Annotated in this window: 1 pseudogene; it reads right to left on the bottom strand. The window is 74.0% G+C overall.

The window, feature by feature from the left end:
• Nucleotides 1-338: pseudogene (locus tag FVW20_RS18525) on the bottom strand (hypothetical protein); the annotation flags it as partial.
• Nucleotides 339-542 lie beyond the last annotated feature (204 nt).

Raw genomic sequence — 542 nt, 5'->3', positions numbered from 1 at the left:
GTCGAGCCCGTCGGGGCAGTCGGGGCAGCCCCGCCCCCCTGCCCTTCCGCGGCGCGCAGCATGCGTCGCAGGGTGGTCTCGTCGGTGGACGGGTCGAAGGCCACCCCCAGCAGGGCCAGCCGGGCGCGCAGGGTCGCCAGACGGAAACGGCGCACGTCTTCGCGGGTGGGCGCGTCGGTTGTTTCGGACACTTCCGCCACGCCGGGCAAAGTGGTCGAAGCGGGTGAAGCAGGGACCGCCGCCGCGCCGGGGGGGCATGCCGCCGGTTCCTCGTGTACCGCCGGAACCCGGCCCGGTACTCCATCCTTGGTCATGTCATTGGCCACGTCATCGGTCATGTGGGGCACCTCCGTGCCGTGTTCCCCGCCCGCCCCTCCGTGGTGGACGGGCGGGCGGGGGTTGCGGTCCGTGGCCGCGCTAGCGCGGCAGGTAGTCGAAGACGACGTCCACGGTGCCGGAGGCCCCGGCGTCGTCGGTGCCGATCACCACGCGCACATGGCGGCGGCAGTCGGAAGGCAGGGGCAGGCGGCCCAGCACCTCGC

Source organism: Nitratidesulfovibrio oxamicus, assembly GCF_015731765.1.
Taxonomy (GTDB): domain Bacteria; phylum Desulfobacterota; class Desulfovibrionia; order Desulfovibrionales; family Desulfovibrionaceae; genus Cupidesulfovibrio; species Cupidesulfovibrio oxamicus.
Note: the sequence above shows the minus strand (reverse complement) of the source record. Positions and strands in the feature narration are given on the sequence as shown.